Raw genomic sequence first — 666 nt, 5'->3', positions numbered from 1 at the left:
GGCTGTGGCTCGCGGTCGTCGTCCTCACCCCGCTCGCCGCCTTCGAGACGGTCGCCGGTCTGCCGAGTGCCGTGCGCTACCGGCAGCGGGTGCGGCGGGCGGCCGAGCGGGTCCACGAGGTGTTGGACGCGCCGTCGCCGGTCCGCGAACCGGACCCGGCAGCGACCCCGCCGGAGCAGCCGCACCCGCTGGTCGTACGGGGACTCACGGCGCGCTATCCGGGGCAGCGGCGGCCGGCCGTCGCCGAGTTGGACCTGGAGCTGGTGGCGGGGCGGCGGGTGGCCGTGGTCGGGCCGTCCGGTTCGGGCAAGACCACGCTCGCGCAGGTGCTGCTCCGCTTCCTCGACCCGGAGGCGGGGACGTACACGCTGGCCGGTGCGGACGCCACGGGACTGGCCGGGGACGCCGTGCGCCGGCTGGTGGGGCTGTGCGCGCAGGACGCGCACCTCTTCGACAGCTCGCTGCGCGAGAACCTGCGGCTGGCCCGGCCGGGGGCGAGCACGGACGAGTTGCGGGCGGCGTTGGCCGGGGCCCGGCTGCTCGACTGGGCCGACGGGCTGCCGGACGGCCTCGACTCGCTGGTCGGCGAGCACGGCGCCCGGCTCTCCGGTGGCCAGCGCCAACGGCTGGCGCTGGCCAGGGCGCTGCGCGCCGACTTCCCCGTAC

General features: G+C 77.6%; 1 protein-coding gene. It reads left to right on the top strand.

Going from position 1 to position 666, the window contains the following annotated elements:
- Window positions 1–666, top strand: a 666-nt coding sequence (locus tag KUM32_RS41425; RefSeq protein ID WP_217146793.1) for an ATP-binding cassette domain-containing protein, incomplete at both ends; no start/stop codon positions are given.

The organism is Streptomyces sp. AC627_RSS907 (genome assembly GCF_019049165.1).
This window is presented reverse-complemented; position numbering and strand designations above follow the sequence as displayed.